The following is a 24,696-nucleotide window of genomic DNA, read 5'->3' as shown; positions in this document are numbered from 1 at the left end:
CGCAAAGCGGCTATAAGGCCGCTCCGCCCGGGTGGGCGGATCCCCACGACGAGGGACGAACGAGGACGCGCGTGGACGCGCGACATGCAGGAGCGAGGACGATGAGCGAGCGCTGGACGCCCGACAGCTGGAGGGGCAAGCCCATTCGGCAGGTGCCGGCCTATGAGGACCAGGACCTGCTTCGCGAGGTCGAGGGTCAGCTCGCGGGGTTTCCGCCCCTCGTCTTTGCAGGTGAGGCGCGCCAGCTGAAGCGGGATCTCGCGGCGGTGGCCCGCGGGGAGGCTTTCCTGCTCCAGGGCGGCGATTGCGCCGAGAGCTTCGCCGAGCATTCCGCCGACAACATCCGCGATTTCTTCCGCCTGTTCCTGCAGATGGCCGTGGTCCTCACCTTCGCGGGCTCCTGCCCGGTGGTGAAGATCGGCCGCATCGCGGGCCAGTTCGCCAAGCCCCGCTCGTCCGACGACGAGACGGTGGACGGCGTCACGCTGCCGAGCTACCGCGGCGACATCATCAACGACATCGCCTTCACGCCCGAAGGCCGCCGGCCCGATCCGCGCCGCCAGCTCGACGCCTACCGGCAGTCGGCGGCGACGCTTAACCTGCTGCGCGCCTTCGCCACCGGCGGCTACGCCAATCTCGAGAACGCGCATCGCTGGATGCTCGGCTTCGTGAAGGACTCGCCCCAGAGCGCGCGCTATGCCGACGTGGCCGAGCGCATCTCCGAGGCGATCGCCTTCATGAAGGCCATCGGCATCGAGGCCGACCGGCATCCCGAGGTGAAGAACACCGATTTCTACACCAGCCACGAGGCGCTGCTGCTCGGCTACGAGGAGGCGCTCACCCGCGTCGATTCCACCACGGGCGAGCCCTACGCCACGTCCGGTCACATGATCTGGATCGGCGATCGCACCCGCCAGGCGGACCACGCTCACGTGGAATACGCCAGTGGCGTGAAGAACCCGATCGGCCTCAAGTGCGGCCCCTCGCTGGCGCCGGACGATCTCCTGCGCCTGATGGACAAGCTCGATCCGGCGAACGAGCCGGGCCGCCTCACGCTGATCTGCCGTTTCGGCGCGGACAAGGTGTTCGACCACCTGCCGACGCTCGTGCGCGCGGTGAAGAAGGCGGGCTGCACGCCCGTGTGGTCCTGCGACGCCATGCACGGCAACACCGTCAAGGCGGGCTCGGGCTACAAGACGCGTCCGTTCGACCGGATCATGCAGGAGGTGCGCAACTTCTTCGCCGTCCACCAGGCGGAGGGGACGCATGCCGGCGGCATCCACCTCGAGATGACGGGCAAGAACGTCACCGAATGCACCGGCGGCGCCCGCGGGCTGGGCGACGCCGATCTCTCGGACCGCTACCACACCTATTGCGACCCGCGCCTCAACGCCGAGCAGGCGCTCGAGATCGCGTTCCTGACGGCCGAGCTGATCAAGCGCGAGCGCCAGGGTCGCGAGCGCCCGCAGGTCGCGGCGGAATAAGGCCGGCTGCGGCACTCCCGGGGCGCGCTCGCGTAAACGCGCGCCCCGCTCCGCCTCTCCCGCGCCCGTTCACGCCGGCTCGGGGAAGCGTCCGTCGATGCAGATGATGAAATTGACCGCGAGGGCCGCGCGAAGCAGCCCCGTCGCCGGAACGTGCGTGCCGTGCAGGATCGGGCGCTCGGCACCGAGCGCGATCTCCTCACCCGCCCCGAGCGGGCCGGCGCCGACCGGCACGCGCCCGACCATGTCCGGCAAGGCGAAGGTGGTGGTCCCGTCGCCGCCGAAGCTCTCCCGCAGCATCACGAAGAGCGCGCCGTTCTGGGTCGCCTCCAGCCGCTGCCCGTGGCAGAAGGCCCAGCCCTGAGGCGCGTAGTCGCCGGCCCACATCATGATCGCCCCGAGAAGCGGGCTCTCCATCGCGTGACGCTCCCATTCGGCGCATCGCCGGGTGCCGGTTGCGGCGTGTCGGGAGTGTGGCGTGAGGCGACCCGAAGTCAACCCGCGCCGGTGCGATGCAGCCGCTGCGTTCCCGCAATCCTCGTGCCGGACCTCATCCCAGGTGGTGAGATGGTGTGTCTTCGTCTCAGCGCTTGCGCAGGCGGGTGGCGTAGAAGCCGTCGAGACCCGGCGCCTCGGGAGCGAGCCCGAGATGCGGCAGGACGCGCAGGTCGCCGTCGGCGGTGAGGAGCGCCGAGGCGCAGCCGATCTCCTGCGGATCAATCGGCTCGCGCGCGAAATCCTGGTGGCGCGCGAGGAAGGCCGCCGCCTGCGCCTCGCCTTCCTCCGGCTCCAGCGAGCAGGTGCAGTAGACGAGGACGCCACCGGGCTTGGTTATCGCCGCCGCCTTGTCGAGGAGGCGCGCCTGGAGCGCGGCGAGCTTGGCGACGTCGCCCTCGTCCTTCGTCCAGGCGACATCGGGATGGCGGCGCAGCGTCCCGGTGGAGGAGCAGGGCGCATCGAGGAGGACAGCGTCGAAAAGCGCGTCCTCGGGCAGGGCGAGGGCGTCGACGGCGCGGGTCTCGGCGCCGAGCCCGAGACGCGCGAGGTTCTCGGAGAGGCGCTCGAGCCGCTTCGCCGAGCGATCTACGGCGAGGACGTCCGCGCCGGCGGCGGCGAGCTGCGCGGTCTTGCCGCCCGGCGCCGCGCACAGATCGGCGATGCGCATCCCCGGTCTCGCCCCGAGCAGCGTCGCAGGGAGCGCGGCGGCGGCGTCCTGCACCCACCAGGCGCCCTCGGCATAGCCGGGAAGCTCTGGCACCGGCGCGCGCGCGGCGACGCGCAGCGTTCCCGTGGGCAGGAGCCGGGCCTCCAGCGCGTCCACCCATTGCTGCGGGTCGCCCTTCACCGTGAGGTCGAGCGCCGCCTCGCGGCGATGGGCGCGGGCGATCTCGGCGGCGCTCGCCTCGCCGTAGGTCGCGACCCAGCGGGCTGCGAGCCAGGTGGGCGCGTCGCGCAGCGGGTCGGCCTCCGCCTCGGCGAGAACGGCGTCGCGCTCGCGCGCGACCCGACGCAGCACGGCGTTGATCAGCCCCGCCGCGCGGGCGAGCCGGCGCTCCTCTCGGGCGAGGTCGACGGCGGTGGCGACGGCGGCGTGATCGGGCACGTCGAGGAAGAGGATCTGCGCGGCGCCGGCGACGAGGAGCGCCTCGAGCCGCGGATCGCCGACGGGCTGGGAGAGCCGCTCCGCCAGGGCCGCGCGGATCGTGCCGAGGCGCCGCAGCGCCGTCACGGCGATGGCGCGGGCGAGACCGAGATCGCGCGGCTCCAGCGCCGCCACGGGGGCACGCGCCGCGAGCACGTCGTCGAGGGCGCGGCGCACCCGCAGCGTCTCCTCCAGGGCCGCGAAGGCGAGCCTTCGCGCGCCGAGGCCCGGCTGTTCGTCCGCCACGTGAACCGTCCTTTCCGTCTCCCGCACGATCCGCCTGCCGGGCGCGGGGAGGCTCCCTCTACCTCATCCCCACGGCCGGCGCGAGCGCCGCGCGCCCCACGGGCCGCTCGCGCGCTCGGGCGGGGGCGACGCCGCGCCGAGCCCGCCGTCGCCCATATCGCCGCCGATCCCGCTCTCGCGCGCCATGGCGACGAGGGCGGCGACGCGGTTCTCGGTGGCCGGATGCGTGGAGAACAGCCCGTCGATGGCCCCGCCCTTGAGCGGATTGACGATGAAGAGCGGCGCGCTCGCCGGGTGGTTCTCCGCATCCGGGTTGACGGCGCGCGCGACGCCGCCGGCGATCTTCCGCAGCGCGGAGGCGAGCCAGAGCGGATTGCCGCAGATCTCCGCGCCCATCCGATCGGCGTCGTACTCGCGGGTGCGCGAGATCGCCATCTGCACGATCATGGCGCCGATCGGCGCGAGGATGATCATGGCGACGAGCGCGATGGGGTTCTGCCGCTCGCGCCCGCCGAAGAGGAAGCCGAACTGCGCGAGCGTCGCCAGCGCGCCGGCCAAGGTGGCGCTGACGGTCATGATCAGCGTGTCGCGGTTCTTCACGTGGGCGAGCTCGTGCGCCATGACGCCCGCTACCTCCTCGGTCGACAGCGTGCGCAGGAGCCCCGTCGTCGCGGCGACGGCGGCGTTCTGCGGGTTTCGCCCGGTGGCGAAGGCATTGGGCTGCGGATTGTCGATCAGGTAGACCCGCGGCGGCGGCAGGCCCGCGCGCACGGCGAGGTCGTGGACCATGCCGACGAGCTCGGGCGCGCTCGCGGCGTCCACCTCCCGGGCGCGGTGGGCGCGCAGCGCCAGCCGGTCGGAATTCCAGTAGGCGTAGAGGTTCGTCGCCGCGGCGAGGCCGAGCGCGATCAGCATGCCGCCGGATCCGCCGATCCAGTAGCCGACGACGCCGAAGAGCGCGGTCAGCGCGGCGAGGAGGAGTGCGGTCTTGACCACGTTCATCGCGGTGTGCCTCGACGGAAAGGACCCCTATATGAGGGGCACGACAGGAATGTGGGATCACCCGATCCGTTCCGGCAAGGCTCGCACGGCGCGCGCCCGCCCGGATCGCGCGGTGACCCCCTCGCCACGGGAGGCGCGGATGCGAGACGAGATGCGAGACGGCCGGGCGGCCGAGACGCCGGTGGCGGAAACGGCATCCGCCGGGACGCCGTCGGCCGAGATGCCGTCGGTCGAGATGCCCGGCGCCGCGCCCGGCAAGACGCTCTCCCCCGCCGCGCGCCGCGCGCTCGAGGAGGCGGCGGCGCGCCGGGCCGCCATCGACGCGCGCGCCGAGGAGATCTCCCGCGAGCCCGAGAAGAACGGGCGCGGCGGGCTCGAGCCCGTGCGCTACGCGGATTGGGAGATCAAGGGCATCGCCTGCGACTTCTCCTGATCCGCGTCGCGAGAGACGACGCGAGGACGATGGCCCTCCCGCCGCCGGGGTCGTCGTCCCGTTCGAGGCGGCGCCCGTTCGAGGAGCGTCATGCATGTCCGCCGCCGATCCGCGTCTCAATGAAGCCGCCGCCGTCGATCCAGACGAGGTCGCGCGCTTCGAGCGCATTGCCCGCACCTGGTGGGACCCCAAGGGCCCCATGCGCACGCTCCACAAGTTCAACCCGGTGCGGCTCTCCTACATCCGCGACCGGGTGGCGGAGCAGTTCGGCCGCGATCCGCGCGACGGCGCGCCGCTCGAGGGGCTGACGCTCCTCGACGTCGGCTGCGGCGGTGGACTCCTCACCGAGCCCCTGGCGCGGCTCGGCGCCGACGCCAAGGGCCTCGACCCGGCACCCACCAACGTCGAGGTCGCGCGCCTCCACGCCGCGCGCTCGGGCGTGCCCGTGAGCTACGCGCAGGAGACGGTGGAGACCGTGGTCGAGCGCGGCGAGCGCTTCGACGTCGTCATCGCGATGGAGGTCGTGGAGCACGTGCCGGACCCGGACGCCTTCGTGCGCACCTGCGCGCAGGCGGTGAAGCCGGGCGGGCTGCTCTTCATGGCGACGATCAACCGCACGCTCAAGGCGTGGGGGCTCGCCATCGTGGGCGCGGAATACGTGCTCGGCTGGCTGCCGAAAGGCACGCACGAATGGGACAAGTTCGTCACGCCCGACGAGCTCGAGACGTCGATGCGCGCGGGCGGGCTCGCCGTGCGCGACGTGACGGGCGTGACCTACAATCCGTTGAAGGACGCCTGGGGCATCTCCCGCGACACGGCCGTGAACTACATGGCCTACGCGGAGCGGCCCGAAGGCTGACGAAACGCACGCCTTCTTCGTCTCGCCGCGCCGCCGGCGGCTGTGCCGGCGGGACGACGGACGGACGGGCTCAGCGACGGCCGCCGGCGGCGGCGACCTTCTTGCGCATGGGCAGGAGCCCCTCGCGCTGGGCCTGCTTGCGGGCGAGCTTTCGGGCGCGGCGGACGGCCTCGGCCTTCTCGCGGGCGCGCTTCTCGGAGGGCTTCTCGAAGGAGCGGCGCTTCTTCATCTCACGGAAGACGCCCTCGCGCTGCATCTTCTTCTTCAGGACGCGCAGCGCCTGATCGACGTTGTTGTCGCGAACGAGTACCTGCAAAAACTCTCTCCTCGTGTTGCGCGGCGCTCGGCGCCGACGAAAATAGACGATCTCGCGCTCCCGGCGGATGCCGGGCGGCCGGACTCGGATGACGGGTCGAGTCGAGGCTCTGGCGGGCTCCGAAGAGCCTGGATGCGGGGCCGACGAAGGGCTCCAGCCAGCCGCGAGACATGGGAACGCGGCGGACGTCCCGCGACGCGCAGGCGAAGCGGGAGGCCTGGATTATGGCGGTTATGCCGTGAAATGCAAGGCGTAGCGGTCAGCGCGCCCCGTCGACGGCCGCTTCGGTCGCACTCACGGCGGGAGGCGCGCCGGCGTCGGGCGCTGCCGAGGCCTCTCGCGCCACCTGCGACGCGTTCCACGCGAAGAGCGTGTCCTCGTAGCGGTCGATGCAGGCGGCGAGCCCGAAGGCGCGCCGCGCGGTCTCGGCATGGGCCGCGCGGGTCGGCGCGTCCATGGCGCGCAGGCGCTCGAGGGCGTGCGCGATGGCGTCCACGTCGCGCGGCTCGGTGAGGATGCCGAAGCCGGTCTCCCGCACGGGTACGCGCCCGCCGGGGATGTCGGAGGTGACGACGGGTATGGCGCACATCATCGCCTCGGCCTGCACGATGCCGAAGCTCTCCGCCACCGAGGTGAGCGCGAAGACGTCGATCGAGGCGTAGAAGTCGCGCACCTGCGCCTTGTCGAGGGGGCCGAGGAAGCGGATGCGCGGATCGTCGTTCGCCAGGCGCCGCAGGAGCGGCATGATCCCGCCGCCGGCCACGGCCTGATGCTCGCCGGCGACGAGGAGCCGGTCGTCGGGGCGCGCGCTCTTCAGGAAGGCGGGGATGAGGAACTCGATGCCCTTGTCGGGCACGATGCGGCCGAGGAAGCCCACATGCGTGCCCGGGCCGTCGCGATAGGCGGGCGTGCCGCCAGACGAATCGAGGCAGGGCGCGGGGATCGCGCGCAGGTCGCCCGCGCGCAGCACGTCGCGCAGGAGCGAATGATCGGCCTGATCGAAGCTGTTGACGACGACGCGATGCGACTTCGCGATCGCCCGGCGGGCCGACCAGTTCACGCCCGCGATCTGCAGGGGCGAGGTGAGGGAGGGCGGGATCCAGACGTCGATGTGATAGGTCGAGACGATGCGCGGATGGGAGAGCCCCGTCGTGATCGCCACCGCGTCGAGCATCGGCAGGTGCAGGTGGAGCGTCGCCGAACGCTTCGCGATCCGGCGCACCAGCGGCGCGAAGGCCGGGCTGATCGGCCCCCGGCCGAAGGTGGCGAGGACCGGTGCGCGGTAGACGTCGACGCCGCGCAGGCGCTCGAAGGCGGGCAGCGCCGGATCGTGGCGGCAGGTGACCACGGCGACGGAGCGCCCGCGGGCCGCGAGCTCCTCCGCGACGACGCGGGCGGTCTCCGTGAGGCCCGAGACGTAGGGAGCGTAGTAGTTCAGCGCGACGGCGACGTCGTAGTGCCTGTCGCTGGGCATCCGGTCGGTCATGGGGCGTTCTCCGTCGGGGCGGTCAGGGACGCTCGGTGTCGAGGGCGGGGGTCGCCTCTATGTGTCGCTCGGGCCGCACGAGGCTCGCCAGCGCGGCGGCGGCGAGCTCCACCATCGTCACGACGAGGCGGCTCAGCACGACGATCACCGCCGCTTCCGCCGCGGGCATCACCACGACGAGGCAGGCCATGAGCGCGCCCTCGCGCGCGCCGAGGCCGGCGGGGAGGATCGGCAGGACGAGGCTCAGCGCCGAGGCGAAGGCGTAGGCCGAGACGAGGAAGATCACGTCGTCGGAGAAGGGCGCGGCGAGGATGGCGAGGTGCAGCCCGGTCAGGGGCCAGGCGACCAGCATGATCGCGGTGGCGCGCGAGAGCGAGGCGGTGTCGAGGCGCGCGAGGAGGCTCTCGTCCGGCACGAAGGGCAGGCGCCGCGCGGCGATGCCCGCGAGAAAGGGCAGGAGCTTCAGCGCCGCCGCCGCGCCGAGGAGCGCGACGACCACGAGGGCCGCGGCGAGCGCGCCCTCGATGCGAAAGGCGCCGAGGAAGGCCGGCAGGCCGACGAGGCCCGCCGCCAGGAGCGCGCAGAGCATGGCGAGGAGGAAGAGTCCCGCCGCCCGCGGCAGCGTCATGCCCCAGGGCCGCGCGTGGGCGGCCTGGGACAGGATCGCCCAGAACCCGCCGGGCACGTACTTGCCGAGGTTCGAGACGAGATAGATCGCCGTGCCCCGCCCCCACGGCACCGGCATGCCGCCGGCGCGCGCGAGGGCGACCCAGGCGAGGGCGCCCGGCACCGCGCCGAGCGCCGCCACCGCGCACGCCGCCGCGAGGGCGACCGGGCTCACCCGCGAGAGCGCTTCGACGATCGCCGCCTCGTTCGCGCGATAGGCGTAGGCGAGCGCCGCGAGGGCGGCGAGCCAGAAGACGACCTGCATCGCGCGCACCAGCGTGCGGCGGGCGGGCGGTCCTTTCTGGAAGGCTTTCGGGAGCGGCAGGGAGCGGATCACGGCTCGTCCTTTCTCGTCGTCTCGCGGCTCAGCGCTCGCGCGGCTCGCCGTCGGGCACGCGGGGCACGAGGGCCTCGATCTCGCGCATGGCGCTCTCCGGCAGGGGGCCGTGCGCGATGGCGCCGGCGTTCTCTTCCGCCTGCTTCGCGTTGCGGGCGCCGGGAATCGGCAGCGCATGCGGGGAATGGGCGAGGAGCCAGGAGAGCGCGCCCTGGGCGAGCGTGCGCCCGCCGACGGTGAGGATTTCGCGCACCTTGCCCAGCGTCTCCAGGTGCTCGGGGGCGACCTTGCCGTCCTTGAACCAGTCCATCCAGCCGTAGCTGTTGCGGCGGATGTCGTCGTCCGGCATGGCCGTGTCGGCGCCGTACTTGCCCGTGAGGAGCCCCATCGCCAGCGGCGAGCGGTTCACCGACACGAGCCCGTGCTCGGCGACGACGCCCATCATGGTCGGCGCGGAATAGAACACGTTCATGCAATGCTGCACGGCGACGAAGCCCTCGCGCCGCGCGCCGGCCCGCGCGCTCTCGGGGAAGTCCGTGCTCCAGCCGAAGCGCTCGATCAGCCCGCGGGCGCGCGCCGTCTCCAGCCCGTCGAGATAGGGTTCGGCGTCCGCGACGGGCATGGAATTGAGGTGGAAGAAGACGAGCGGGACGCTGTCGCGCCCGAGCCGCCGCAGGCTCGCCTCGATCGCCGGCACGACGGCGGCGGGATCGCTCATGGGGCCGAGCACCTGCTTCGTCGCAGGATCGAAGGCGAGGCCGAGCTTCGTCGCGATCACCGCGTCGGAGCGGCCCTTCAGCGCCCGCCCGACGAGCTCCTCCGAGTGCCCGGCGCCGTAGACGTCGGCCGTGTCGAAAAAGCGCACGCCCGCATCGTAGGCCGCCTGCAGCGCGGCGATGGAGGCCTCGTCCTCGACACCGGCATAGCCGAGCGGCTCGTCGCCCGCGAAGAAGGGCCCGGCGACGGCCCAGGTGCCCATCCCGATGCGCGGGACGCGATGTCCGGCGACGTCGATCGTGGTGGCGTTGTGCGTTGCGGGGTTGCTCATCGCGCGTTTCCTTTCCTTGGTGCTTGTCCTCGGGGCCTTGGATCGTTTCAATTCTCGCCCGGAGGACGCGTGCGGCGCATCCTCCGGGCGGGCTCATGCCCCGGATGCGGCGCGTGTCACCGTGCAGCGGACGGGGCGATGATCGGAGACCGGCGTCGCCGGCATGGAGGCGCAGGCGATCGGGAGGTCGGGCGTGGAGACCACGTGATCGATGCGCCAGAGAGGCAGGCCCACGGGGAACGACCCGTCGAGATGGGCGAGGGGATCGCGCCCGAGCGGCCCGAGGACGGAGCGGCGAAGGCTCGGCATCATCGCGGTGGCGTTGAAGTCGCCGCCGACGAGGGCCGAGCGCTCCGATGCGCGCGCGTCCGCGAGGGCCTCGTCCACCGCTTCGTAGACGAGGCTGCGCGCCGCCGCCGCGTCCCGGGCGAAGTCCCAGAAGGCTTCGGTCAGGATCGAATCGTAGAGGGTGACGTGGACGGGATTGTGCACGTTCACGACCTCGACCGCGCGCCCCTCGATCTCGAGCGTGAGGCGCTGGACGTTGGGGTCGGGATGGGAATGGTCGACGCCCGGGAAACGGCTCGCCACGACGAGATCGCCGTCGACGAAGACGTGGGGGTAGTCGCAGCAGGAGACGAGGAGGTGGGCGCGGTCGATGGGCTCGAACACGTCCGGCGGGTCGAGGTAGAAATGCTCCTGGAGGAGGAGCACGTCGGCGTCGATGGCGGCGAAGGCGGCCTCGAGCCCCTCGGTCTCGCCGTGCTGGTCCCAGAAATCGGTGTTGAAGGTCGCCACCGTGAACGCCGCAGGCGCGTCCGCCACTGCGCTCGGCATGAGCGCGCGCCCGCCGAGAAGCACCGCCGTCGCCAGAGCCGCCAGGACCGGCCAGCGTGCCGCGCGCCACAGGAGGGCCGCGAGCGCGAGGCAGACGACCCAGGCGAGGGCATAGGCGAGAACGGGGAGGCTCTGCATCAGAACGACGATGGGCAGCGTATCCGGCAGGTGCGGGAGCGCGGCCAGGAACGGGACCGCGGCGGCGAGGGCCACGATTGCGGCCCGTCGCACCATACAGCGGGAGCGCGTGGATGTCATCGGTTTCCTCTCGCTTTCTTTAGCACGCTGGGGATGTGCGTTCAGACGAGGGCGTTGAAACCGAGGATCGACGCGCCCAATGCCACCGCGACGAGGGTCGGCCGATCGCGGGTGAACACCGTCGCCGGCTCCACCGAATCCGTCGTCATCAGGTAGACCGCGCGCGAGAGCACGCCCACGCCGATGAGGGACAGGATCGCGATCACCGGCGGGGCCAGCGAGAAGCGTCCGGCGATGTCGGCGTCGGCGCTGAAGGCGGCCCAGGCGCCCGCCAGCACGGCGAGATGCGAGAGCAGGATCAGCAGCCCCGTGAGGACGTTGGGCGTATAGAAGCGCGGCACGCGCGCGTCCGTCTTTTCCGCCGAGGTCGCCTTCTTGGCGAGGCGCTTGCCGACGGCGAGGCCCACCGAGGCGATGAAGATCGGCCCCGCCGCCCAGGCGAGCTCGCCCAGCATGCCGATGGCGGCGAGCCCGGCGAGGAAGCGCAGCGCGAAGCCGGCGCCCACGATTGCGACGTCGACGACGGCGATGTCCTTGCCCACCTTCGAGTAGAACAGGTTGAGCGCCAGATAGACGGCCACGAAGGCGAGGGCGTCGGTGGCGAGGATCGCCGTCGCCGAGCCCGCGGCCGTCGCCGCGAGGAGCGCGAAGGCGAGCGCCTCGGGCACGCTGACCCGTCCCGACGGGATCGGGCGATGGCGCTTCTTCGGGTGCGCGGCGTCGACGGCCGCGTCCATGGAATCGTTGATCGCGTAGACCGCGACGCTCGCCAGCACGAAGCCCAGGAGCGTCGCGACGACGGCGAGCGCCGAGCCTTCGAAGCCGGCGAGGAGCCAGGGCACGACGACGACGCCGTTCTTCACGACGTGGGAGGGGCGGGCGAGCTCCAGGAGAGCGGCCGCCTTGACGCGCAGGTTCGCGTTCGGCGCGGACGCGAGGCCCGGCCGCGACTTGATCAGCTCAATCATGGGTCGATCCTCTAGATGACGGCCTTGACGAGGGTGGCGAGCGGGTTGCGCCAGAGCGTGCGGTGGCCCTTGCCGTAGGCGAAGGCGCCCTCGCTGCGGGCGGCGCGGTACCAGTCGAACCCATCGGCGAGCGCGCTCATGCCGGTATGCGCCGGCACGTAGCCGAGCACGGCGTGCGCACGCTCGAGCGACACGGTCGACCCCTCGCAGAGATTGGCGATGAGGCGGTGGTAGACGGGCGAGAGCCCGAGCCTGTAGGCGCCGAGCAGGACCGGCTTCGCCAGCCATTTCGGCACCTTCAGGAGCGTCTTGCCGTGGCCGGCGCGGTCGAGCACGGACTGGAACAGCGTCGCGATGTCGTGCTCGGCCCGCGACGCCACGTTCAGCGTCGCGCCGTGCGCCGCCTGCGGGCGCGCGATCGCGAGGTCGATGGCGGTGACGAGGTCGTCCACGTGCAGGAACTGGTACGTCGCCCGCCCGTCGCCGATGATGGGGAAGCCGTGGCCCCCGGCGGCGAAGTCGAAGAGGTGCCCGAAGAGCCCGAGCCGGCCGGGGCCGACGATTGCTTTGGGACGCAGGATGGTCCACGCGGTCCCCGTCCCGTCGAGCACCTCCGGCAGGAGAGCTTCGGCGCGGATCTTCGCCGTGTTGTAGGCGTCGTAGGGAACCGGATCGCGGTCCTCCGTCACGAGCGGCGCGTGCGCCGGGCCGTAGACGGCGGTGGAGGAGAGGTGCACGACCTGGGAGACGCCTTTCTCCGCCGCCCAGGCGAGGAGGGTGCGGGTGGCGTCGACGTCGGTCTCGACGATCTCGCGCGGGTCGTGGCTCGGCAGGGCCGCCGCACCGTGGACGACGATCGACACGCCGTCGGGCACGGCATCGAGCCAGCGCCGGTCGCGGATGTCGGCGCGGATCGGCACGACGTTCGGTGCGGGCGCCTCGATCGGCTCGCGATCGACGGCGACGATGCGCCTGCCCGCATGGGCGGACCCGGCGAGCCAGGCCTGGCCCGTGAAGCCGGCGGCGCCGGTCAGGAGGATAGCGCCCTCGGAGCCGGACGAGGCCGGCTCGGCACGATGTGTGTCCAGCATGACGAACGACTTTCGATAGCGCTCTGGGCGCGTCGGAACGACCGGGTACGGGCCTTCGAGCCCGCGCGACGAGACAGTCCGGCGATCGTCTTCCTTCCCGGCCGAGGTCCCGTGCCTTGCGGTCCGCGCCCAGCTCGAATTATCAGTGATTGTGAGGCTAGGCGGCCTTCATGACAGCCGCAAGACGATCTTTTTCGCAACTGCGAAAAGAACGGGCAGCATTCCTACCTTAAAACACCCATGGAGCCGTGAAACGGTTCAACGGCAGGTGCGAGCCGTTCACATTCTGTAACAGGCTTGAAAAAAACGGTTCAATTCCGTTCGTCGGGGAGTATCGGCAGCGGCGCGATGGGAACGCCTTCCTCCAGGAGCTCGGCGACCTCCTCGCGGTTCGCCTCGCCCATGATGACGCGCTCGGGGGCGTCGCCGGCATGGATGCGGCGGGCCTCATCGGGGAAGTTGCGTCCGACGTTCTCGGCGGTGGACTCGATATGGGCCCGGAAACGCCGCAGCGCCTCGCGCATCTCGCGCTGCGCCTCGCCCAGCAGAGCCATCGCCTCCGGTGGCGGCGCGGGGACCGGGACGGACGCCGCGGCTGCGGGCGCCGGGCCGGGAGCGGGGGAGGGCGCGGGCGTCGCCGTCTCGTCGGCATCCGTCGCTCGCGGCGTCGCGCGATCGGTGCGCGCGACGGAGGGCGCCATGATGCGCTTCTCGACATGCGCCGTGCCGCAGACGGGGCAGGTGACGAGCCCGCGCACGACCTGCTCCTCGTAGGCGTCCGAGGAGGGGAACCAGCTCTCGAAGGAATGGCCGGACGAGCAGGCCAGGGCGTAGCGGATCATGGACCGAGCTTGCAGGAACGCGACGAACGATCCCTAAATGGCGTCTCGCCGCGCCCGCAACAAGCGCGACATGCGCGCTCGCGGTTCCAGCGCATCATTCGGCTGCGGCGCGCGTCGGCGCCGCCATCGGGCGATCCTGCCAGCCGGCTTCCTCCAGCGCCCGCGGCAGCGGCCCGCCGGTCGCCCAGTCGATCAATTCGGCGGTGTGGACGATGGGGATGGCGGTGCCCTTCCCGATCTGCGTCATGCAGCCGATGTTGCCCGTGGCGATCAGGTCGGGGGCGATCTTCTCGATGTTCGCGACCTTGCGGGCGCGAAGCTGGCCCGCGATCTCCGGCTGGAGCAGATTGTAGGTGCCCGCCGAGCCGCAGCAGATGTGGCCCTCCGGCACGTCCTTCACGGCAAAGCCCGCTTTCTTGAGCAGCGCCTTCGGCTCGAGCCGGATCTGCTGGCCGTGCTGCATGGAGCAGGCGGAGTGGTAGGCGACCGTCAGGCCGGACACGTCGCGGGCCGGCGCCACCACCTTCAGCGTCGTGAGATATTCGGTGACGTCCTTCGCCAGCGCCGAGACCCGCTTCGCCTTCTCGGCGTATGCGGCGTCCTCGCGCAGCATGAAGCCGTAATCCTTGATCGTCGTGCCGCAGCCCGAGGCCGTGATGACGATGGCGTCGAGCCCCTCGCCCTCGATCTCGCGCGTCCACACGTCGATGGCGCGCTTGGCGAAGGCGTGGCCGTCGTGCTCGCGGCCCATGTGGTGGACGAGCGCGCCGCAGCAGCCCTCGCCCTTCGCCTGCACGACCTCGATGCCGTTTCGCGTGAGGAGGCGCACCGTCGCCTCGTTGATGCCGGGGTCGAGGACGCGCTGGGCGCAGCCCTGCAGGATGGCGACCCGCCCGCGCCGCGCGCCGATCGCGGGGAAGACCTGCGGCCCGTCGGAGGCGGCGCGCGCCGGCAGGCGCCGTGGCGCGAGGTCGAGCATCCCTGCGAGCCGCGGCCCGAGCTTCGGGATCGCCCGCGCCACGCCCTTGAACGGCGCGCCGAGCTTCGCGCCGAGGAGGGCGAGACGGAAGCGGCTCGGATAGGGCAGGATCTTGGCGAGCGTGGCGCGCAGCAGCCGGTCGTGCCAGGGCCGTTCGTAGGTCTGCTCGATATAGGCGCGGGCGTGATCGACGAGGTGCATGTAGTGCACGCCCGACGGGCAGGTCGTCATGCAGGAGAGGCAGGAGAGGCAGCGGTCGACGTGCTTGACCACCTCCTCGGTGGCCGGCTTCCCGTTCTCCAGCATGTCCTTCATGAGATAAATGCGGCCACGCGGGCTATCGAGCTCGTCGCCGAGCAGGAGATAGGTCGGGCAGGTCGCGGTGCAGAACCCGCAATGCACGCAGGTGCGCAGGATCTTCTCGCTCTCGCGCATGGCGGGATCGCGGAGCTGGTCTGGCGTGAAGTTGGTTTGCATGGCCCTGCTCTCACACTACCCGGATGACGCGTCGTCTCTCCTTCCCCTACAGGGAAGGACGCGGAACGGCCTGCGGTCCCGTCCTCACACCCCCGCATACATCCGCCCGGGCTCGAAAATACCCTTCGGATCGAAGCTCGCTTTTAGGCCCTTCGTCAGCCGCATCATCGCCTCCGGCAGCGGCTCGAAGACGTCGATGGCGGCGCGCAGGTCCGCGGGGGCGCGGATCAGCGTCGCGTGGCCGCGATGGGCGCGGGTCGCCTCGCGCACGACGCGCGCCGCCGCCTCGCTCGGCTCCGTGGCGAGCCAGACGAGACCCCCGCCCCAATCGTAGAGCCAGCGCGCCTCGATCCGCATGGCGATCGACGCCGTCAGCGCGGGCGCGCGGGTCGGGGCGGTGGAGATCTTCCACACGGCGCGGTCCGCGGGCTGGACGAGGGGACCGACGTCCCGCACGCCGCGCCAGAGCGCCTCGCCGTCGGCATTCTCGACGAGTGCCGGCTCGCCGTATTCCGAGAGCAGCGTCCGCAGCTCGCCGAGGCGATAGCGCACCGAGGCCTCGAAGCCCTCGATGCGGATCAGCGTTCCGCCGTCGCCGGGCAGATGCGCCGCGCCGGTCACCTCGTAGGGCGAGCCGAGCGCCGCCGACAGCGCCGACACGGCGCGCGCGTCGTCGAGGCCCGGATAGACGAGCGTCGCCGTGCGCTCGGGCATGGGCAGGACCTTGAAGGTCACCTCGGTGAGCACGCCGAGCGTGCCCCAGGAGCCCGCGATCGTCTTCACGAGGTCGAGCCCGGTGACGTTCTTCATCACCCGCCCGCCGTTCTTCACGGCCTCGCCGCGGCCGTTGACGAAGCGCACGCCGATGAGCGCGTCGCGCGCGGCACCCACCATGATCCGCCGCGGACCGGAGACGTTGGCGGCCGCCACCGCGCCGATCGTCGGCTCGCCGGAGGTGCCGAGCAGCGCGCGCCAGTCCGCGGGCTCGAAGGCGAGCCGCTGGTTCTTCTCGGCGAGCGTCGCCTCGACCTCGGCGAGCGGCGTCCCCGCCCGCGCGCCGATCACGAGCTCGGCGGGCTCGTAGAGCGTGATGCCGGAGAGGCCCGTCGTGGACACCGTCTCCTGCGTCTGCGCCGGGCGACCGACGCCGGCCTTCGTCGCGCCGCCTGAAATGGCGAGAGGGACGCTGCGGGCGGCGGCGTCCGTCACCAAGGCGCGGACCTCGTCCTCGTTCGCGGGAGCGTGGCTCGCGGCCGAGAGCGTCGTCACGCCGCCTCCCGCCCGTTCGCGGGCGCCTCGTCGAGGTCGCGCCCTGTCAGGGGGAAGACCTTGGCGGGGTTGAGCAGCCAGAGCGGATCGAACACGCCGCGCACGCGCAACTGCTGGGCGAGGTCCTGCCGGTCGTACTGCGTCGTCATCAGGTCGCGCTTCTCGATGCCGACCCCGTGCTCGCCGGTGAGGCAGCCGCCCACCTCGACGCACAGACGCAGGATGTCCTCGCCCGCGGCCTCCGCCTTCTCCATCTCGCCCGGCGCGTTCGTGTCGAACATCACGAGCGGATGGAGGTTGCCGTCGCCGGCGTGGAAGACGTTGGCGACGCGAAGCCCGTAGCCCTTCACGATCTCGTCGATGCGCTTGAGGACATGCTTCAGCTGGCCGGTGGGGATGGTGCCGTCCATGCAGATGTAGTCCGCGACGCGGCCCGTCGCGCCGAAGGCGGACTTGCGGCCCTTCCAGATCGCCGCGGCCTCGGCCTCGGTCTGGGCGACCTTCAGCGCCCGCGGATTGAAGGGCTTCGCGATCTCGACGATGCGCGCGAAGGCGTCCTCGATCTCCTCCTCCGAGCCCTCGACCTCGATGATCAGCATGGCCTCGACGTCGAGCGGGTAGCCCGCATGGGCGAAGGCCTCGCAGATCTCGATCGCGGGCTTGTCCATGTATTCGAGCGCCACGGGGATGATCCCGGCCCCGATGATGGCCGCGACGCAGGCGCCGCACTCCTCCACGCTGTCGAAGCCCATCAGCGCCGGGCGCGCGCCCTCCGCCGCCCGCAGGATGCGCACGGTGGCCTCGGTCACGATGCCGAGCTGGCCCTCCGAGCCCGTCATCAGGCCGAGCAGGTCGTAGCCCGGCGCGTCGAGCATGTCGCCGCCGATCTCCACCACGGTGCCGTCGACGAGGACGACGGTGAGGCCGATGAGGTTGTTCGTCGTCACGCCGTATTTCAGGCAATGCGCGCCGCCGGAATTCATGGCGACGTTGCCGGCGATGGTGCAGGCGAGCTGGCTCGACGGGTCGGGCGCGTAGAAGAAGCCTTCGTGCGCCACCGCCTGGGAGATGGCGAGGTTCGTGATGCCGGCCTCGACCCGCATCGTTCGGTCGGCGAAGTTCGTCTCGATCACGCGGTTGAGCTTGGAGACGCCGATCACGATGGCGTCCTCCTGCGGGATCGCGCCGCCGGCGAGCGAGGTTCCCGCGCCGCGGGCGACCACCTTCACGCCGTGCTCGTGGCAGAAGCGCATCACGGCGGCGACCTCCTGCGTGGAGGAGGGCAGCACGACCGCCATGGGCAGGCGACGATAGGCGGTGAGCGCATCGGTCTCGAAGGCGCGGCGCTCGTCCTCGGTGACGATGAGGGCGTCGGGCGCGACGAGCGGGGCGAGGCCCGCCAGGATCGCGTCGCGGCGGGCCAGGATGCCGGCATCCGGGGTCGGGAAGGCGATCGTCATCGGCGTCCTCCGGCTCGTGATTCTCGGGCGCGTCTCGTTCGGACGCGTTCCAAAAGACCATAGGGCGAAGCGCGCCCGGTTAACAGAGGCGCGGCCTGCGCTAGATTGTTTCTCCTGGAGAAACAATCGGGGCGGACCATGGACCGGCTGGGGGATCTCGACGTCTTCGCGCGCATCGTCGCGGCGCGCTCCATGTCGGCGGCGGGGCGCGAGCTCGGCCTCTCGCCGGCGGTGATCTCGAAGCGCATGCGCCGGCTCGAGGAGCGCCTCGGCGTGCGGCTCCTGCAGCGCACGACGCGCCAGCTGGCGCTCACCGAGGTCGGCCGCGGCTTCCACGAGCGGGTGGTGGCGATCCTCGCCGCGGTGGAGGAGGCGGAGGCGTGGGCGATGTCCGGCTCGGCGGAGGCGCGCGGGCTCTTGAGGGTCTCGGCGCCGACCTCGTTCGGGCGCATGCACGTCGCGCCCCATCTCGCACGCTTCCTCGACGCCAACCCGCAGGTGACGGTGGATCTCTCCCTCTCCGACGCCTTCGTCGACGTGGTGGGCGAGGGGCTCGATCTCGCCATCCGCATCGCCGACCTCTCCGATTCGAGCCTCATCGCCAAGAAGCTCGCGCCGAGCCACCGGGTCCTCGTGGCGACGCCGGGCTATCTGGCGCGACACGGCAGGCCCGAGCGCCTCGCCGATCTCGACCGGCACACGCTCCTCGTCCACGGGACGCCGGAATGGCGGCTCGAGGGGCCCGACGGACCGGAGATCGTGCGCATCGTCTCGACGCTGCGGACGAATTCGAGCGAGGTCGTGCGCGAGGCGGTGATCGCGGGGGCCGGGATCGCGCTGCGCTCGACCTGGGACGTGGGGCCGGAGCTGAAATCGGGGGCGCTGGTGCGGGTTCTCCCCGCCTATCGCTCGTCGACCCGGGTCGCGATCCACGCGATCTACCCGAGCCGCCGGCATCTCGAGCAGAAGACCCGCGCCTTCATCGCCTTCCTGGAGGGGCTCTACGGACCGACGCCGTATTGGGACGAGGGGTTGGTTCTGTGAAGGCCGGGTGTGCGCGCAACGTCGGGCTCGCGTCGGTGCCCGCGCCGCGGCATCCTCTCGTCCCGAAGGAGGAGCGCCCATGTCCCGCACGATGAGAGCCGTCCTGTGCGAGCGCCTCGGCCCGCCCGAGACGCTCAGCCTCGCGGAGATCCCCGTGCCGGAGCCCGGCCCCGGCGAGGTGCTGGTGCGCGTGCGCGCGGCGGCGCTCAATTTCTTCGACACGCTGATCATCGAGGGCCGCTACCAGGTGAAGCCGGACCTGCCCTTCTCCCCCGCGGGCGAGCTGTGCGGCGAGATCGCCGCTCTCGGCGAGGGCGTGGGCGGCTGGGAGGCGGGCCGGCGGGTCGTCGCCTATATCGGCCACGGCGCGGCGCGGGATTACGCCATCGTCCCCGCGAATCGCCTGATCGCCGCGCCGGCGGGCCTCGACGACGCGCGGGCGGCGGGGATGAGCATCACCTACGGTACCACCCTGCACGCGCTCGCGGATCGCGCGGCGATCCGGCCCGGCGAGACGCTCTGCGTGCTCGGCGCCGCCGGCGGCACCGGCCTCGCGGCCGTGGAGGTCGGCAAGGCGCTCGGCGCCCGGGTGATCGCCTGCGCGTCCTCGCCCGACAAGCTCGCGCTGGCCCGCGAGGCGGGCGCGGACGAGACCGTGGATTATTCACGCGAGGACCTGAAGGCGCGCTTGAAGGCGCTGACCGACGGACGCGGCGTCGACGTGGTCTACGATCCCGTCGGCGGCGATCTCGCCGAGCCGGCTCTGCGCGCCATCGCCTGGGAGGGGCGCTATCTCGTCATCGGCTTCGCCGGCGGCGCGATCCCCAAGATCCCCTCGAACCTCGTGCTGCTCAAGGGCTGCGACGTGCGCGGCGTGTTCTGGGGCGCCTTCCTGGAGCGAGAGCCCGCGCGCCACGCCGCCAACATGGAGCGGCTGATGGGCTGGGCGGCGGACGGGACGATCCGCGTCTCGATCGACGCGACCTATCCGCTGACGCAAGCCGCCGAGGCGCTGGGGCGGATCGCGAGCCGCGAGGCGCGGGGCAAGCTCGTCCTCGTGCCGTGAGGCGCCGCCGCGGGTGCGGCGCGCGGCAGAGGCGGTGGGGCGGGCGGATGCGAGAGCGGCAGGTCGGCGAGCGCGGCGGGGCTCATCGCGGCGATGGTGGGATCGGAGAAGGGGTCGGCCTCGAGAGCCGGGTCCGGGTCGGGTTCGCCTCGCGCGAGCGCTTGCCGGAGGATGTGGATGAGGTTTAGCATGGCTGCACCATCGCGCAGCCGAGCACGCGCGAAAATCCCGTTCTGCTCGATGAGCCTATAGGCGAGCTATATGCGAAACCTCTCCCGCGTCCATCTGGGCGGTCTGCGCGCGGTGGAGGCGGCGGCGCGGCTCGGCACCCTGCGCGCCGCCGCCGAGGAGCTCGGCGTCACGGTCGGCGCGGTGAGCCAGCAGATCCTCAAATGCGAGGCCGAGCTCGGCCGCACGCTCTTCGAGCGGCGTCCCCGCGGGCTCGAGCCGACGCCCTTGGGCGCGGCGGTGATCGCGCGGCTCGCGGTGGGCTTCGCCGAGATCTCGGCGGCCGTGGCGCTCGCGGACCAGCGCCGGGAGGACGTGCTCACGGTCTCGGTGGCGCCGGTCCTGGCCTCGAAATGGCTGGTCTGGCGGCTGGATCGCTTCACCCGCGCCAATCCCGGCATCCGCGTGCGCATCGACGCGGCGCTCGAGCTCGTCGACCCGAACGTCTCGGACGTGGACGTCTGCATCCGCGTCGGCCGTGGGCCGTATCCGGGCGTGCGGGCGGAGCCCCTCGTCGCCCAGCTCGTCTTTCCCGTCTGCGCACCGGCCGTGGCCGAGCGCCTGCGCACGCCCGCCGATCTCGCGCACGTGCCCATCGTCTCCGAGCCCGCCGCCATGTTCTCCTGGGACGTGTGGCTTCGCCCCAACGGGCTCGACCGGAGCATGCTCGGCGAGGGGCCGGTCTATTCGGATGCGGCCTTGTGCTTCGACGCGGCGATCGCGGGGCAGGGCGTCTTCCTCGCGTGGGAGACGCTCGCCGCCGACGCCCTCGCCATGGGCCGGCTCGTCGCGCCCTTCCCGGACCGCTATGCGACGGGCATCTCCTACTGGTTCGTCACCGCCCGCGACCGCGCCCCGACCCGCGCCGTGCGCGCCTTCCACGACTTCATCGCCGCCGCCCTGCGCGAGAGCTGCCCCGGCGGGGCGGCGGCGATCGCGGCCGCGTCCTCTCGCGCCTAAGGACGCGTTGACAGGCAACGCGCGCGGCGCCATTGGAGGGGCGCTCCGCGCCGGCGGCGGGGCACCCGAGACGACAGCGAGGCGAGACTCCCCGATGCCCCGGTTGGTGATGAAGTTCGGCGGCACCTCCGTCGCGGACCTGGACCGCATCCGCAACGTGGCGCGGCACGTCGAGCGCGAGGTGAAGGCCGGCTACGACGTCGCCGTCGTGGTCTCCGCCATGGCGGGCAAGACGAACGAGCTCGTCGCGTGGTGCCGCGAGGCCTCGATGATCCACGACGCGCGGGAATACGACGCCGTCGTCGCCTCGGGCGAGCAGGTGACGGCGGGGCTGCTGGCCATCGTCCTGCAATCCATCGGCATCCCCGCGCGCTCCTGGCAGGGCTGGCAGATCCCCATCGAGACGTCGGGCGCGCACGGCTCCGCGCGCATCCTCGGCATCGACGGCTCGAAGATCTCCGCGCATTTCGAGGAGCGGCGCGAGGTCGCCGTCGTCGCCGGCTTCCAGGGCGTGCACGCGCCCACGGGCCGGATCGCGACGCTGGGGCGCGGCGGCTCGGACACGAGCGCGGTGGCGCTCGCCGCGGCGCTGGAGGCGGAGCGCTGCGACATCTACACGGACGTGGACGGCGTCTACACGACGGATCCGCGCATCGTCTCCAAGGCCAAGCGTCTCGACAAGGTCTCCTACGAGGAGATGCTCGAGATGGCGAGCCTGGGCGCCAAGGTCCTGCAGGTGCGCTCCGTCGAGCTCGCCATGCTCTACGGCGTGAAGACCTACGTCCGCTCCAGCTTCGACGACCCGACAGACCCCAAGCCCGGCACGCTGATCTGTGACGAGGAGGACATCGTGGAACAGCAGACCGTCACCGGCATCGCCTATTCCAAGGACGAGGCCCAGATCACGCTGCGGCGGGTGGCGGACACGCCTGGCGTCGCGGCCTCGATCTTCGTGCCCTTGGCCGACGCCGCGATCAACGTGGACATGATCATCCAGGTGGTCTCCCGCGACCACGCGACGACGGACATCACCTTCACGGTGCCCGCGGGCGACTATGCGCGCGCCCGGACGCTGCTCGAGGAGCTGCAACCGAAGATCGGCTACGAATCGCTCGAAGGCGCCACCGACGTGGTCAAGGTCTCCGCCATCGGGGTCGGCATGCGCAGCCATGCCGGCGTCGCGGCCAAGGCCTTCAAGGCGCTGGCGGACAAGGGCGTGAACATCCGCGCCATCACGACGTCCGAGATCAAGTTCTCGATGCTGATCGACGCCGCCTATACCGAGCTTGCCGTGCGCACGCTGCACTCGCTATACGGGTTGGACGCGGCCTGAGGAGGGCGCGGACGACGAGCGGCGCGCGAGGTCCGCGCGCCCGAACCCCGAGGCGGGCAAGCCGCCCGCGCGTCAAGGAGACTCGGCCCTGCCGATGAGAGCGCCTCCCGGCGGTCCGCGCGTTCTGCTCCGCAAGCTCCGCGAGATCATGGCGGAGCCGATCAGCACGCAGGACCGGCTCGACAGGATCGTGGTTCTGATCGCGGCCAACATGGTGGCCGAGGTATGCTCGGTCTATGTCCTGCGCGCGGACCAGACGCTCGAGCTCTACGCCACGGAGGGCCTCAATCGCGAGGCCGTCCACCTCACCACCATGCGCGCCGACGAGGGCCTCGTCGGCCTCATCGCCCGCGAGGCGCAGCCGCTGGCGCTGACCGACGCGCAGACGCATCCCGCCTTCTCCTACAAGCCGGAGACGGGCGAGGAGATCTATCACGGCTTCCTCGGCGTGCCGGTCCTGCGGGCGGGCAACACGCTGGGGGTCCTCGTCGTGCAGAACCGCACGATGCGCACCTATACCGAGGAGGAGATCGAGGCGCTCCAGACCACGGCGATGGTGCTGGCCGAGATGGTCGCCTCCGGCGAGCTGCAGGCGCTGGCGCAGCCGGGCGCGGACATCGCGGTGCGCCGCCCGCTCTACATCCAGGGCGTCTCGCTGGCCGACGGCGTCGGGCTCGGCCACGTGGTGCTGCACGAGCCGCGCGTCGTCGTGAAGAACCTCATCGCCGAGAATCCCGAGGCGGAGGTCCAGCGCCTCGAGACGGCCATCAAGGCGGTGCGCGCCTCCATCGACGCGCTGGTGGAGCGCGGCGACGTCGGCGACGGCGGCGAGCACCGCGAGGTGCTCGAGACCGTGCGCATGTTCGCCCACGACCAGGGCTGGCTCAGGCGCATGCGCGAGGTGGTGCTCACGGGCCTCACCGCGGAGGCCGCCGTCGAGCGCGTCCAGTCCGACACCCGCGCGCGGCTCCTGCGCCAGACGGACCCTTACCTGCGCGAGCGCCTGCACGACCTCGACGATCTCGCAAACCGCCTGCTCCACCAGCTCGTGGGGCGCGACTTCGTCGCCGCCGCGGAGGCGCTGCCCGACAACGCGATCCTCGTCGCGCGGTCCATGGGCCCGGCGGCGCTGCTCGATTACGAGCGCGCCAACCTGCGTGGCATCGTGCTGGAGGAGGGCGGGCCCACGAGCCACGTCGCCATCGTCGCGCGCGCGCTCGGGCTCCCGGCCGTGGGCGAGGTGGAGAACGTCACCTCGCTCGTCGAGCCCGGCGACGCGATCATCGTCGACGGCGTCGCCGGCGAGATCCAGGTTCGCCCGCGCCCGGACATCGAGGCGGCCTATGCCGAGAAGGCGCGGCTGCGCGCCAAGCGCCAGGAGCAGTACCGGGCGCTGCGCGACGTGCCCTCGACGACGAAGGACGGGGTCGCCGTCGAGCTGCATCTCAACGCGGGCCTCCTCGTCGATTTGCCGCATCTCGCCGAGACCGGCGCCGAGGGCATCGGGCTCTTCCGCACCGAGATCCAGTTCATGGTGGCGGAGCGCATGCCCTCCACCGCCGAGCAGCAGAAGCTCTACCGCGCCGTGCTCGACCAGATCGGGCCGCAGGCGCCCATCGTCTTCCGGACGCTGGACATCGGCGGCGACAAGATCCTCCCCTACATGTCGCAGATCGAGGAGGAGAACCCGGCGCTGGGCTGGCGGGCGATCCGCATCGGGCTCGACCGGCCGGGCCTCCTGCGCAGCCAGGTGCGCGCGCTGCTCAAGGCGAGCGCGGGGCGGGCCTGCGCCATCATGTTCCCGATGGTCGCGACGGTGGAGGAGTTCGTGCGCGGGCGCGCCATCGTCGACCGCGAGATCGCCCACCTCACCCGCCACGGCCACGACCTGCCCACCGCCATCGAGGTCGGCGTGATGATCGAGGTTCCTTCGCTGCTCTTCCAGATGGAGGAGATCTGCGCGCGGGCGGACTTCGTCTCGGTAGGCTCGAACGACCTGCTCCAGTTCCTGTTCGCGGCGGACCGCGAGAACCGGCAGGTGGCCAACCGCTACGACGCGCTTTCGGTCAACGCGCTGCGCGCCTTCCGCACCATCGTCGACGCCGCGAAGGGCACGACCTGCCGCGTCTCCGTCTGTGGCGAGGTGGCGAGCCGGCCGCTCGAGGCGCTCGCGCTCGTGGGGCTCGGCTATCGCAGCCTCTCCATGTCGCCCGCCGCCGTCGGCCCGGTGAAGGCCGCGCTCATCGCGGCGGAGGCGTCGGGCATCGCCGAGCTCCTCGCGCGCGAGCTCGGCCGCGAAGACGCCCACGATTCGCTGCGCCCCACGCTCGCGGCCTTCGCGGAGGCGCACCATATCCCGCTCTGA

22 protein-coding genes are annotated in these 24,696 nt (G+C 71.8%); 8 read left to right on the top strand and 14 right to left on the bottom strand.

Translation table 11 applies throughout. The features are described from left to right. Positions 1–101 precede the first annotated feature (101 nt). Positions 102–1,484, top strand: coding sequence for a class II 3-deoxy-7-phosphoheptulonate synthase (locus IEX89_RS14825; RefSeq protein ID WP_188913997.1), 1,383 nt, complete (start codon positions 102–104; stop codon positions 1,482–1,484). A 69-nt stretch (positions 1,485–1,553) separates the two neighbouring features. Here the strand turns inward: IEX89_RS14825 and IEX89_RS14820 are convergent, their stop codons facing one another. The 3 genes from IEX89_RS14820 to htpX form a co-directional block, all read right to left on the bottom strand. Next, positions 1,554–1,901 (bottom strand): phage tail protein, encoded by a 348-nt coding sequence (locus IEX89_RS14820; RefSeq protein ID WP_188913996.1) that lies wholly within the window; start codon positions 1,899–1,901, stop codon positions 1,554–1,556. 166 nt (positions 1,902–2,067) lie between these two features. Next, positions 2,068–3,372, bottom strand: a complete 1,305-nt coding sequence (locus IEX89_RS14815) for an RsmB/NOP family class I SAM-dependent RNA methyltransferase (RefSeq protein ID WP_244645462.1) — start codon at positions 3,370–3,372, stop codon at positions 2,068–2,070. Between the two features lie 63 nt (positions 3,373–3,435). Then, positions 3,436–4,374: a zinc metalloprotease HtpX gene (gene htpX, locus IEX89_RS14810; protein ID WP_188913995.1), complete on the bottom strand. Its 939-nt coding sequence runs from the start codon at positions 4,372–4,374 to the stop codon at positions 3,436–3,438. A 220-nt stretch (positions 4,375–4,594) separates the two neighbouring features. On the opposite strand from htpX, the gene IEX89_RS14805 reads away from it, so the two are divergent. Continuing rightward, a complete protein-coding gene (locus tag IEX89_RS14805; protein ID WP_188914064.1) occupies positions 4,595–4,807 on the top strand; it encodes a DUF1674 domain-containing protein in 213 nt (70 codons plus the stop codon). A gap of 94 nt (positions 4,808–4,901) precedes the next feature. Continuing rightward, positions 4,902–5,666, top strand: a complete 765-nt coding sequence (gene ubiG / locus IEX89_RS14800; protein ID WP_188913994.1) for a bifunctional 2-polyprenyl-6-hydroxyphenol methylase/3-demethylubiquinol 3-O-methyltransferase UbiG — start codon at positions 4,902–4,904, stop codon at positions 5,664–5,666. Positions 5,667–5,736: 70 nt separating this feature from the next. On the opposite strand, the gene rpsU is transcribed toward ubiG, so the two are convergent. The 11 genes from rpsU to IEX89_RS14745 all read right to left on the bottom strand — a co-directional run bounded on the left by rpsU (position 5,737) and on the right by IEX89_RS14745 (position 17,700). Continuing rightward, positions 5,737–5,982, bottom strand: coding sequence for a 30S ribosomal protein S21 (gene rpsU / locus IEX89_RS14795; protein ID WP_188913993.1), 246 nt, complete (start codon positions 5,980–5,982; stop codon positions 5,737–5,739). A 259-nt stretch (positions 5,983–6,241) separates the two neighbouring features. Beyond that, complete coding sequence (locus tag IEX89_RS14790; protein WP_188913992.1) at positions 6,242–7,468, bottom strand: glycosyltransferase family 4 protein; 1,227 nt, start codon at positions 7,466–7,468, stop codon at positions 6,242–6,244. Between the two features lie 22 nt (positions 7,469–7,490). Further along, entirely contained in the window at positions 7,491–8,471 is a 981-nt protein-coding gene (locus tag IEX89_RS14785) for a lysylphosphatidylglycerol synthase domain-containing protein (RefSeq protein WP_188913991.1), read from the bottom strand. A gap of 28 nt (positions 8,472–8,499) precedes the next feature. Next, complete coding sequence (locus IEX89_RS14780) at positions 8,500–9,519, bottom strand: aldo/keto reductase (RefSeq protein WP_188913990.1); 1,020 nt, start codon at positions 9,517–9,519, stop codon at positions 8,500–8,502. Between the two features lie 93 nt (positions 9,520–9,612). Beyond that, positions 9,613–10,569, bottom strand: coding sequence for an endonuclease/exonuclease/phosphatase family protein (locus tag IEX89_RS14775; RefSeq protein WP_188913989.1), 957 nt, complete (start codon positions 10,567–10,569; stop codon positions 9,613–9,615). An 86-nt stretch (positions 10,570–10,655) separates the two neighbouring features. Continuing rightward, positions 10,656–11,582 (bottom strand): UbiA family prenyltransferase, encoded by a 927-nt coding sequence (locus tag IEX89_RS14770; protein ID WP_188913988.1) that lies wholly within the window; start codon positions 11,580–11,582, stop codon positions 10,656–10,658. Positions 11,583–11,593: 11 nt separating this feature from the next. Beyond that, entirely contained in the window at positions 11,594–12,673 is a 1,080-nt protein-coding gene (locus IEX89_RS14765; RefSeq protein WP_188913987.1) for an NAD-dependent epimerase/dehydratase family protein, read from the bottom strand. 311 nt (positions 12,674–12,984) lie between these two features. After that, entirely contained in the window at positions 12,985–13,515 is a 531-nt protein-coding gene (locus IEX89_RS14760) for a DUF1178 family protein (protein ID WP_188913986.1), read from the bottom strand. 94 nt (positions 13,516–13,609) lie between these two features. After that, complete coding sequence (gene glcF, locus IEX89_RS14755) at positions 13,610–14,971, bottom strand: glycolate oxidase subunit GlcF (protein WP_188913985.1); 1,362 nt, start codon at positions 14,969–14,971, stop codon at positions 13,610–13,612. 84 nt (positions 14,972–15,055) lie between these two features. Further along, entirely contained in the window at positions 15,056–16,240 is a 1,185-nt protein-coding gene (glcE, locus tag IEX89_RS14750) for a glycolate oxidase subunit GlcE (RefSeq protein ID WP_188913984.1), read from the bottom strand. Beyond that, positions 16,237–17,700: an FAD-linked oxidase C-terminal domain-containing protein gene (locus IEX89_RS14745; RefSeq protein WP_188913983.1), complete on the bottom strand. Its 1,464-nt coding sequence runs from the start codon at positions 17,698–17,700 to the stop codon at positions 16,237–16,239. The genes glcE and IEX89_RS14745 overlap by 4 nt, the downstream gene beginning before the upstream one ends. Before the next feature lie 138 nt (positions 17,701–17,838). Here IEX89_RS14745 and IEX89_RS14740 point away from each other — a divergent pair, with 138 nt between their 5' ends. The 5 genes from IEX89_RS14740 (at position 17,839) to ptsP (ending at position 24,696) form a co-directional block, all read left to right on the top strand. After that, the gene (locus IEX89_RS14740) at positions 17,839–18,744 is read left to right on the top strand and encodes a LysR family transcriptional regulator (protein WP_188913982.1); all 906 of its coding nucleotides are present in this window, start codon (positions 17,839–17,841) and stop codon (positions 18,742–18,744) included. 91 nt (positions 18,745–18,835) lie between these two features. Further along, positions 18,836–19,810, top strand: a complete 975-nt coding sequence (locus tag IEX89_RS14735) for an NADPH:quinone oxidoreductase family protein (protein ID WP_188914063.1) — start codon at positions 18,836–18,838, stop codon at positions 19,808–19,810. 261 nt (positions 19,811–20,071) lie between these two features. Continuing rightward, positions 20,072–20,998, top strand: a complete 927-nt coding sequence (locus IEX89_RS14730) for a LysR substrate-binding domain-containing protein (RefSeq protein ID WP_188913981.1) — start codon at positions 20,072–20,074, stop codon at positions 20,996–20,998. Between the two features lie 94 nt (positions 20,999–21,092). Then, complete coding sequence (locus tag IEX89_RS14725) at positions 21,093–22,331, top strand: aspartate kinase (RefSeq protein ID WP_188913980.1); 1,239 nt, start codon at positions 21,093–21,095, stop codon at positions 22,329–22,331. 94 nt (positions 22,332–22,425) lie between these two features. Continuing rightward, positions 22,426–24,696, top strand: a complete 2,271-nt coding sequence (gene ptsP / locus IEX89_RS14720) for a phosphoenolpyruvate--protein phosphotransferase (RefSeq protein ID WP_188913979.1) — start codon at positions 22,426–22,428, stop codon at positions 24,694–24,696.

It is taken from the genome of Salinarimonas ramus, assembly GCF_014645695.1.
GTDB lineage: Bacteria > Pseudomonadota > Alphaproteobacteria > Rhizobiales > Beijerinckiaceae > Salinarimonas > Salinarimonas ramus.
Note: the sequence above shows the minus strand (reverse complement) of the source record. Positions and strands in the feature narration are given on the sequence as shown.

What these genes read in the sequence shown, in the direction of transcription:
- IEX89_RS14825 (WP_188913997.1), top strand. Translation starts at nt 102, where the DNA reads ATGAGCGAGCGCTGGACGCCCGACAGCTGGAGGGGCAAGCCCATTCGG.
- IEX89_RS14820 (WP_188913996.1), bottom strand. Translation starts at nt 1,901, where the DNA reads ATGGAGAGCCCGCTTCTCGGGGCGATCATGATGTGGGCCGGCGACTAC.
- htpX (WP_188913995.1), bottom strand. Translation starts at nt 4,374, where the DNA reads ATGAACGTGGTCAAGACCGCACTCCTCCTCGCCGCGCTGACCGCGCTC.
- IEX89_RS14805 (WP_188914064.1), top strand. Translation starts at nt 4,595, where the DNA reads ATGCCGTCGGTCGAGATGCCCGGCGCCGCGCCCGGCAAGACGCTCTCC.
- ubiG (WP_188913994.1), top strand. Translation starts at nt 4,902, where the DNA reads ATGTCCGCCGCCGATCCGCGTCTCAATGAAGCCGCCGCCGTCGATCCA.
- IEX89_RS14790 (WP_188913992.1), bottom strand. Translation starts at nt 7,468, where the DNA reads ATGACCGACCGGATGCCCAGCGACAGGCACTACGACGTCGCCGTCGCG.
- IEX89_RS14780 (WP_188913990.1), bottom strand. Translation starts at nt 9,519, where the DNA reads ATGAGCAACCCCGCAACGCACAACGCCACCACGATCGACGTCGCCGGA.
- IEX89_RS14770 (WP_188913988.1), bottom strand. Translation starts at nt 11,582, where the DNA reads ATGATTGAGCTGATCAAGTCGCGGCCGGGCCTCGCGTCCGCGCCGAAC.
- IEX89_RS14765 (WP_188913987.1), bottom strand. Translation starts at nt 12,673, where the DNA reads ATGCTGGACACACATCGTGCCGAGCCGGCCTCGTCCGGCTCCGAGGGC.
- IEX89_RS14760 (WP_188913986.1), bottom strand. Translation starts at nt 13,515, where the DNA reads ATGATCCGCTACGCCCTGGCCTGCTCGTCCGGCCATTCCTTCGAGAGC.
- glcF (WP_188913985.1), bottom strand. Translation starts at nt 14,971, where the DNA reads ATGCAAACCAACTTCACGCCAGACCAGCTCCGCGATCCCGCCATGCGC.
- IEX89_RS14745 (WP_188913983.1), bottom strand. Translation starts at nt 17,700, where the DNA reads ATGACGATCGCCTTCCCGACCCCGGATGCCGGCATCCTGGCCCGCCGC.
- IEX89_RS14740 (WP_188913982.1), top strand. Translation starts at nt 17,839, where the DNA reads ATGGACCGGCTGGGGGATCTCGACGTCTTCGCGCGCATCGTCGCGGCG.
- IEX89_RS14735 (WP_188914063.1), top strand. Translation starts at nt 18,836, where the DNA reads ATGAGAGCCGTCCTGTGCGAGCGCCTCGGCCCGCCCGAGACGCTCAGC.
- IEX89_RS14730 (WP_188913981.1), top strand. Translation starts at nt 20,072, where the DNA reads ATGCGAAACCTCTCCCGCGTCCATCTGGGCGGTCTGCGCGCGGTGGAG.
- IEX89_RS14725 (WP_188913980.1), top strand. Translation starts at nt 21,093, where the DNA reads ATGCCCCGGTTGGTGATGAAGTTCGGCGGCACCTCCGTCGCGGACCTG.
- ptsP (WP_188913979.1), top strand. Translation starts at nt 22,426, where the DNA reads ATGAGAGCGCCTCCCGGCGGTCCGCGCGTTCTGCTCCGCAAGCTCCGC.